General features: G+C 44.0%; 8 protein-coding genes. 4 read left to right on the top strand and 4 right to left on the bottom strand.

Features of this window, described 5'->3' with window-relative positions:
- Positions 1–1,502 (bottom strand): response regulator transcription factor (locus WB217_RS09045; RefSeq protein WP_423992691.1); only part of this gene is annotated, 1,502 nt, incomplete at its 3' end.
- Between the two features lie 211 nt (positions 1,503–1,713).
- Between WB217_RS09045 and WB217_RS09040 the strand changes: the two genes are divergently transcribed.
- Genes WB217_RS09040 through WB217_RS09030 form a run of 3 tightly spaced genes read left to right on the top strand, consistent with a single transcriptional unit; the run spans position 1,714 to position 4,038 of the window.
- Positions 1,714–2,286: a DUF6230 family protein gene (locus WB217_RS09040; RefSeq protein ID WP_423992689.1), complete on the top strand. Its 573-nt coding sequence runs from the start codon at positions 1,714–1,716 to the stop codon at positions 2,284–2,286.
- Positions 2,287–2,301: 15 nt separating this feature from the next.
- Positions 2,302–2,691 (top strand): DUF6114 domain-containing protein, encoded by a 390-nt coding sequence (locus WB217_RS09035; protein ID WP_423992687.1) that lies wholly within the window; start codon positions 2,302–2,304, stop codon positions 2,689–2,691.
- 12 nt (positions 2,692–2,703) lie between these two features.
- Entirely contained in the window at positions 2,704–4,038 is a 1,335-nt protein-coding gene (locus WB217_RS09030; protein WP_423992685.1) for a hypothetical protein, read from the top strand.
- Positions 4,039–4,128: 90 nt separating this feature from the next.
- On the opposite strand, the gene WB217_RS09025 is transcribed toward WB217_RS09030, so the two are convergent.
- Positions 4,129–4,401 carry an acylphosphatase gene (locus WB217_RS09025; protein WP_423992683.1) on the bottom strand — a complete coding sequence of 91 codons (273 nt, stop codon included), beginning with the start codon at positions 4,399–4,401 and terminating at the stop codon, positions 4,129–4,131.
- A gap of 139 nt (positions 4,402–4,540) precedes the next feature.
- Positions 4,541–5,773, bottom strand: a complete 1,233-nt coding sequence (locus tag WB217_RS09020; RefSeq protein WP_423992681.1) for an aminopeptidase — start codon at positions 5,771–5,773, stop codon at positions 4,541–4,543.
- A gap of 210 nt (positions 5,774–5,983) precedes the next feature.
- On the opposite strand from WB217_RS09020, the gene WB217_RS09015 reads away from it, so the two are divergent.
- Positions 5,984–6,379, top strand: coding sequence for a hypothetical protein (locus WB217_RS09015; protein ID WP_423992679.1), 396 nt, complete (start codon positions 5,984–5,986; stop codon positions 6,377–6,379).
- Between the two features lie 252 nt (positions 6,380–6,631).
- On the opposite strand, the gene WB217_RS09010 is transcribed toward WB217_RS09015, so the two are convergent.
- On the bottom strand, positions 6,632–7,906 hold the full coding sequence (locus WB217_RS09010; RefSeq protein ID WP_423992677.1) for an MDR family MFS transporter: 1,275 nt from the start codon (positions 7,904–7,906) through the stop codon (positions 6,632–6,634).
- Positions 7,907–8,399: the final 493 nt, after the last annotated feature.

The raw sequence follows: 8,399 nt of genomic DNA, 5'->3' as shown, positions 1-8,399 counted from the left end.
TACTGTATTAGGCGCATTTTTAGGGCTTTGACGGCTGCTTCGGTGCGGTTTTTGGCGTCTAGTTTTTGGATGATGGCTGAGATGTAGTCCCGGACGGTGTAGATGCTGAGGTGGAGGGTGCCGGCTGCTTCGTTGATGGATGCTCCTTCGGCAATCAGCTTAAGCACTTCACGCTCGCGCAATGTAAGGATGGCACGCTGCACGCCAAATAGCTGGACAGCGTCTTCCCAGTATTTGTTTAGCAGTTCACCGCCATATTGGCCGAACTTGATTAACGCCGTCAGCGTCTGGTTATTGACGGTGAACGCTGTGTTTTCGCCACGGTCGAGCAGTGCCAGGCCAATCAGTTTATTTTCAGCAGGTACATAGATTGGCAGGACGACCAATGATTTCAAACTATATTCACGCACATATTTATCCGGTAATATCTCGGCCGCTTCTTCAATAAAAATAGGTTTAGAATGGCTGAAGTGCTTCAGGTATTTTGTAAGCAGCGGAAACTCGGCAATGCTTTCCTTGATCTGCTGGACGGACCCGGAAAAGACATTATGTGCATGGACACCGACGCCGCTCTGTTCACCCGGCGAATAAATGAATAAAGCACAGCGCGTAAAAGGAAGGTAATCTACCAGTCCCTGGGTAATCATCTTTACTGCATCTGTAGCGCTCTGTGAATGGATTAATCGCTGCTGGAACAGCAAGGTTGAATCCTTCCATTCAAGCTCATTTTCGAGGTGATTAAGCTTCATCTGCTTCAAGTACATCTTCCGAAGCGTTTCGATTTGCTCCGGTGTAATCGTTTCGGCCTGCTCCTTCACACATATAATCAGTGTCTCCGTTAGTACAGGAATCGTAAGGATCTGACAATCTTCCATTCCTGGAGTCAGAAGCCGCGACAAGGCCATAGAAAGATCGCCTGCCCCATCAGCCTGCAGCCCCTCGCACATCGCAATCAACTGTTCGTTAACCGCAAGCCCATCTGAACAAATAACCTTGCTTACCTTATATTGAGATTTTTCAGTGCTGATGATCGCAAGCCAATTACTAGGAACCGTCCGCAAATTGAGTATCGTCTGAAGCCATTTATCATCCTGGTATTCTAGCTGCTGAGTCCTCAATACCTTATCGATTATTCTCGTAAAAAAAATCTGGATTGCCTGATGGTCAAGGAAACTAGTATCTTCTTTTTGTTTCAGGACCTTATGAAAAAGATTTTCAACTGCGCTGATTAAAAAGATCGCGTCGACATCATCGACAAATTCGGGATATTTTTTCTGCCATTTATGGACAAGTGCCAGGATGAATTCATTTGAGGATTGAAAAGCAGTATTGGATAAATTCTTAAAGCCAAAAGTAATCATTCCTTCAAATTCCAGGACAAGATCATTTTGCCAGGCCTTTAAGTCCTTTTTAAAGTTAACCCATTCTTTAAGAAATGGTTTCTCGCTTGCCTTTAAAAGAAATAAACCTCTCATAGCCAACTCTTCTATTTTATGTTCCATAGGGTGGTCCTCACTCTCTTAATCCAGGTAAAAGAATATTCGTTTCAAAATTCAGATTTTTGTACGTTGATTTTTATATACCCGACAAACGACGGGGGTAACAAAATAGTTACGATATTTTCCGCGGTTATCGTTTTTATTTTTAGGGGATAAGGTATAGGAAATTGAATTAATTTTGAATTTTAAAAATATTTTAACGGAGGTGGCTTCCTTGAATGAAGCTGTCGTAATGGAAAGCAAGATTAATAAGAAAGTATTTTGGACTTCACTTGGATCTGGAGTCCTGCTGCTCGGGCTGCTGCTTGTATCTTTTGGACTTTCAGGTGTAGCGTATGCAGTGCCGATCGCCGGCGTTGGCGACTTTTACGTGGAATTCGATAAGCTCCAGGGGGAAGGCTACAAATTTTACCCGAAGATGGGAGAGACCAGCAGCTCAGATTCGGCACCACAGGGAACAAATTTAATTGAAACACTTACGATTGATAACCTGAAATTATACAAGGATTTTAAAGTAGGCAGCGATTGGATCCGTGTAAAAATCCAGGCGTCCAAGCCTGTGCAGATTTCAGGTCTGCAGCATGACGCAGGCTTGATCGAGGCAAACGCAAAGTTCCAGAACCTTGCCCTGAAGGAAAATCACAGCGATGACTGGACAAAACAATTCGAACAGACTTCAAGTACAATCATTCTGGAAAATGCGAAGCTAAAAACACACTACTTATTTCAGGAAACGATCAATATGGCTGGGATGAAATTAACCGTCGAGAAAATCGATAAAAAATAATCGGGGTGACGAACGATGGTTTTTAAAAAGTGGAGGCATACAAGGCCTTTTATGGGAGCAATCTTAACTGTCCTAAGCGGACTGATGATCTTATGGGTGCCGCTGAATCTATATTTGAGTACATTCCTGCCTGGATCCGTTGCAGTCATCGGGCTCCTGTTCGGTGGATTAATCACGCTGATGGGGCTGATGTCTTTCTTTTTGCCAAGCGCCTCTAAAGCATTGGGCATCATTGTCATATTCCTGTCGATCTTATCCGTAATCGGGGCCCTTGGCGGCTTCCTGTTCGGAACGATTTTCGGAATTATCGGCGGTTCACTGTTAACAGCCTGGCGGGTTGTGCCGGCAGCTCAGGTCGAAGCACCGGAAACAAACATAGCTGATCAGGCAGTCAAAACAGGGTAAAGGAGAGACAAAATGAAGTTTTCCTGGTTGGTAAAAAATAAACTGATTCTATTTGTTTTAAGCATTCAGCTTGCCGCCCTGTCATTTTTTCCGTTTATCCAAAAAGCTGGCGCCTCCACCTATGGTGCTGGTGGATTCATCATCCAGGCTGACAGAGTGGTCGGAGAAAATATGAAGGCGATGATCATCATGGGTGAGAAAGCAGGCTCTAAGGCTGAACCGATGCTGCGGATCACCTATGATACGGTCCAAATTTATGGAATGAAACTGACGAAACAGCTCCAAACATCTGGCGGGACTGTCAGTATTACGATGAAAGCGAGCGGACCTGTCCACATTAAAGGGATGCAAGTAGATACAAGTGCCATTTCATTCAAGGGTGCTTGTGTGCATGCAGCAAAATTGATGCCAAGCGCGGCGCTTGAAGATGTGACCATGGTCGCCCATTCCATGAATGCTGATAGCAGCAGCCTTGACAAGCTTCAGCTGCAAACGATCAACGGGGATGGCGGGGTCCAGAAGCCTAGTAACCTGAAAATATTACAAGATTTAAGTTCGATGCCTTTTGAGCAAATGAAGCAGGAAATCGGGAAGATTACATCTGGTCAATTGCCGTTGACCTGTGATGGAGATTTATTGAAAGACGGAAAAGTTGCGGACGGAATTGGTGGTATAACGGATCCCGTCCTTGACGGTGTGACAGACCCTATAGGTGAAGTGACCGATCCATTGGAGGACACGGTAGGGAAAATAACGGACCCGTTGAAAGATACCGTTGGGGAAATAACCGATCCGTTGAAAGATACCGTCGATAAAATAACCGATCCTTTAAAGGATACTGTTGGTAAAGTAACCGACCCACTTAAGGATACTGTGGGCAAAGTGACCACTCCTGTCAAGGACACAGTCGGTAAGGTTGCAGATGGAGTAGTCAGCCCGGTGATAGGTGAAGTAAATAAGGTTACCACTCCAGTCAAAGAAACGGTCAAAACAACTGCTGAAACAGCAAAAGCAGTTACCCAGCCTGTCGTAGAACCAGTAAAGAAAACGGTAGATCAAACAGCTAAAACGGCCTGTGAAAAATTAACTGAAGCTAATGGACAAATTACAAAGGAACTAGGCCTTGAATTGATCGACCAGGCTTTAAAAGAAAACAAAGCACTTAATGAACTGTGCCCAGAAGACGCGGCGTTGACAGCGCAGCTGGAAAACTGGACCGGCGGCCTGCTTGATTCACTCGGACTGCTATCGCTGTTGGGGGGAAAGGCAAGCGAGGAGGACCAATTGAGAAAGATGAGAGATGCCATTTTAAAAGAGCCTGATGGAACCGTTATTTCATTTGATTAGGTCCAACGTTTATTAAAAAAATAGAAGGCAGAGGATCGATGTCCTCTGCCTTCTTATTATGTACTGTTTTTCAAAAAGGCCCAAAAAGCCTTAGTATTTAATTGCGAAAGATCGATAGGTTTCGGTTTTTACGGTTTCGTTAACTTCAATATGGTCTACTGTTGAGAAGGGATTGCCTCTGCGTACTTCATCAATGAAACGTTCGAGGTTATCATTTTCACCGGAAGCGAGGATTTCCACTCCGCCTTCCTGCAGATTTTTCACCCAGCCTGTAATGCCAAATTGAATAGCTTTCATTTGTGTATAATACCGGTACCCCACACCTTGAACTTCTCCTGACACAATGATTTGTAACTGGATCAAGACGCCGCCCCCAGATAAACGAATAGGTTAACAATATATCTCTTAGATAAGTTCATTATATCACAATGGGTGGTACCGTATAGATAAAAAACAGCTGTACCCGGTTTTTTTGTGGGGTACAGCTGTTTTATAAGAATGATTAGAATGCCCAATCTCCGTTGCGGAACACTGCTTCAGCATTTCCATCCGCAGAGATGCCGTCGATGTCCATTTTATCAGAACCGATCATGAAGTCGACGTGAGTAATACTCTCGTTTAAGCCGTTCTCTGCCAATTCTTCAGAAGACATCTTCTTGCCGCCTTCGATACAGAAAGCATAAGCGCTGCCAATCGCAAAGTGGTTTGATGCGTTTTCGTCAAAAAGAGTGTTGAAGAAAAGTACATTTGATTGAGAGATTGGCGAGTTGAATGGAACGAGTGCCACTTCACCAAGATAATGCGATCCTTCATCAGTAGCGACTAGCTGCTTTAGGATTTCTTCGCCTTCCTCAGCTTCAACGCCAACGATTTTTCCGTTTTCAAATGTCAGCTTGAAGCGGTCGATGATGTTGCCGCCGTAGCTAAGCGGCTTCGTGCTTGATACATAGCCGTTTACGCCAGTTTTTAACGGAACAGAGAATACCTCTTCAGTTGGCATGTTCGCCATGAATTCATGGCCGTTCTCGTTCACACTGCCAGCCCCAACCCAGATATGTTTTTCAGGCAGCTCAACAGTCAAGTCTGTACCTGGTGCTTTATAATGCAGCTTTTTGTAGCGCTTGCCGTTCAGGTAATCTACTTTTTCATGCAAGGAAGCATCGTGTTCTTTCCATGCAGCAACAGGATCTTCCGTATTCACACGGACAGCCTTAAAGATGGCATCCCAAAGCTTTTGAACTCGTGTTTCAGCCGGTTCTTCAGGGAAGACCATCTTTGCCCAGCCCTCAGAAGGAGCAGCAATGACCGTCCAGCTTACTTTATCGGATTGTATGTATTTGCGGTACTTGGAAAGTGCTGTGCCAGCAGCTTTCTGGAAGTTTCCGATTCTCTCAGACTTCACACCTTTTAAAAGGTCAGGACTTGAAGAAACGATCGACATGAAGGCTGCGCCATTTTCAGCAAGCTCTTCCATTTCGCGTGCCCGCCATTCTGGATACTCGTTGAAAGACTCATCAGGTGCAAGCTCGTATTTTGTTCTGGAAACGACATCATCATTCCAATTGACAACTACATTTTTAGCGCCAGCTTCGTATGCCTTTTTTACAAGAACGCGCACAAACTCAGCTGAATCAAGTGTAGTATTGATTACAAGCGTCTGATCCTTCTGGATGTTAACGCCAACCTTGACAGCAAGGTCCGCATATTTTTCTAAATTTGTATGAAAATCACTCATTTATTTCGCCCCTTTTCTGAATCTTCTTTTATATTGTAACGATTTTATAGGAAAAAAGAAACTTAAGACATTCGACTAGAACAGACATGATTCCGAAAGTAGAGACTACATCTCCTCATTGCTGAGCGTCAGGGTCTGTAACTGGAATACCGGAGACAGGTGAGTTAAAATGTAACGGTATATAAAAGCGGTTCAGGAGGACTTTTTGACATGAAATATGATGTTGTCTTATTAAGATTATCAGCCATTTACGCATTCATCGGGGCATTCCTAGGGTCCCACATGGCGGGGGCAGGAGACTATGCCATCCGCCCAGTCCACGCACATATATTAGTAGTCGGCTGGTTAAGCCTATTTGCCTTTTCTAGCTATTACCGAGCTTACGAGGTACCAAAAACTTCAAAGCTAGCAATATTTCATGTCTGGACAGCTATCATAGGGAGCATCGGATTGACTGCCGGCATGTGGCTTTATAATGTAAAGCCATTCCCGCTGCCGGAAACATTCACGATGATTTTCTACATTGTCGGCGGATCCACACTCTTGCTGAGCTTTTTATTGTTTGTCTTCATGACATTTAAGTATAGTGATGCCAAAACGAAATAATAAGAGTAAAACCATGCAGGATTTGAAATCTGCATGGTTTTTTTGTTGTCGTTGCGTTCAGTCCGGGATATTTATGGCCGAAATCATGAATTTATGCTCGAAGTTGGAATGCTTATGCAAAATCGAAATCCTGCTAAATATGCTAGAACTGGAAATACCTTAAAAAAATTCCAGATATGATTAGCAAACTAAAATAAATCTGGGCGTTCCATAGCAACAAAAAAGCACAGGGAACGAGTCCCCATGCTCACACTAAACCATTTTTTCAGCTGCCTTCCTATTCTCATACATCCTAAACATCACCCAATATAAGCCTGCACTAAAGAGTGCCAAAATACTCAGGATGATAAAAGTCCAGCCATAACCGATCCAGACCGTCAGCGGGATACTGATCGGCGCGATTGTCCGGCCAATCGTATACCTTAATGATGCAGCCGCAAAGTACTGTCCACGCATATGCTCAGGCGCAAGGGTTGAAATGAAGGTTTGCTGCAGGCCAGCAGTCATCAATTCAGCTAATGTGAAAACAGCCATCGCCGCGATCAAACCCCAAATCCAGTTCGTTGCACCAAACATCAGGATCGCGACTGCGTAAATAATCGATGACACGAGAAAAACGTTCCGCTCGCGGAAGCGGATCATGTATTTCGTCACGACAACCGTGAAGAGGGCAACAAGAAGTCCATTTTCAGAAAGGATCAGCCCGAAAGCCTGCTCTCCATTCACAGTGAAAATCTTGCTGCCAAGCTCGAGCACCGTCTGATTATTGACGGTATCCTTCGTATAAACAGGGAATAGTAAGTCAAGCTGCATAAAGGTTTGCGCGGCTAAAATCCCTGCTACGATAAACATCAGGAAAATTTTATCCTGGACGATGACTTTATAATCAGCAAGCTGATTTTTCAGGAAGTCGTACCATTTTCCATCAGCTGCTCTTTCTTTCTGAGCTGACGCGGGCACCGTTTCTCTCGTCCATTTGGCGAGTACCAGTGCGAGCAAGATTGAAATAATGCCGACTGCCACCATCAATTCAAAGCGATATTTTACATAAAAAATAGCTCCGAGAATTGGCCCGACAACAACAGCGATATTGATAGAAGTATAGAAGATGGCAAAAACACTGCTGCGATCCTTTTCAGGCACGACATCCGCGACCATCGCCTGGCTTGCAGGCCAGTAGATGGATCCAAAAACACCAACTAAAGCAAAGCAGATGAAGCCTAGCATAGGGGAGGTATACCACGGTGAAACGGCATAAGCAAAAACAAGGAAGGCGATGCCCTGGCCAAAGGCGGAAATGACCATCATCCGTTTACGGCCGAATCTGTCAGCGGTATAGCCGCCAAGCAAATTGGCGAAAACCGAGAATACTTGTGAAAAAATCAGCAGGAATCCTGCCTTCCCCTTGCCAAAGCTTTCCGCAAAATAAATCGTCAAAAACGGGAAAAACATCCAAAAAGTAATATTCATTAAAGCCTCGCCATAAAGGCGGACTTTCAAGTTTTGATCCCAATCTCTAAATCTCATGATGTTTCTCCTTCATAACTAAATAATTCCATCGATAATCATACTATTTAGGAGGAAGGATTTACAACCTTATTAACGAAGGCTTTGATAAAACTGAATGTGGATTTCACTGTGTTTGAAAAATAAACGGTAAAATTCCGTTTAAGTTGGGGATTAGCCATATTTCCTTAAAAATAAAGGAAGTTTTTCCGTTTATAGGATCCAGACCTTTGGATTTTGTCTTATTTAGAGCAGTTAATCGGAATATCTCCGCTTATAACTGCTTCTTAAGCTTTCTCTATATACAATAGCCGGAAATTCTCCGCCAATGAACCCTCATACTTACACGAAAATCAACAATGAATAATAACAGAGCCTTAAAAAAAGCGGCACAAGGCCGCTTTTGCATTGTGCTGCAAGATTATTCCTTATCCTCCAACGCTGCCTTCAGCAGGTCGCCGAGGCTCGTTCCGAAATTGGTTTCGGCTGGGCTGTATTTTTCCTTCAGCTTGCG

The organism is Mesobacillus sp., assembly GCF_049588175.1.
GTDB lineage: Bacteria > Bacillota > Bacilli > Bacillales > Cytobacillaceae > Mesobacillus.
Note: the sequence above shows the minus strand (reverse complement) of the source record. Positions and strands in the feature narration are given on the sequence as shown.

Bases quoted from the DNA above. Each gene is read 5' to 3' on its own strand.
- WB217_RS09035 (WP_423992687.1), top strand. From the start codon at position 2,302: ATGGTTTTTAAAAAGTGGAGGCATACAAGGCCTTTTATGGGAGCAATC.
- WB217_RS09030 (WP_423992685.1), top strand. From the start codon at position 2,704: ATGAAGTTTTCCTGGTTGGTAAAAAATAAACTGATTCTATTTGTTTTA.
- WB217_RS09020 (WP_423992681.1), bottom strand. From the start codon at position 5,773: ATGAGTGATTTTCATACAAATTTAGAAAAATATGCGGACCTTGCTGTC.
- WB217_RS09015 (WP_423992679.1), top strand. From the start codon at position 5,984: ATGAAATATGATGTTGTCTTATTAAGATTATCAGCCATTTACGCATTC.
- WB217_RS09010 (WP_423992677.1), bottom strand. From the start codon at position 7,906: ATGAGATTTAGAGATTGGGATCAAAACTTGAAAGTCCGCCTTTATGGC.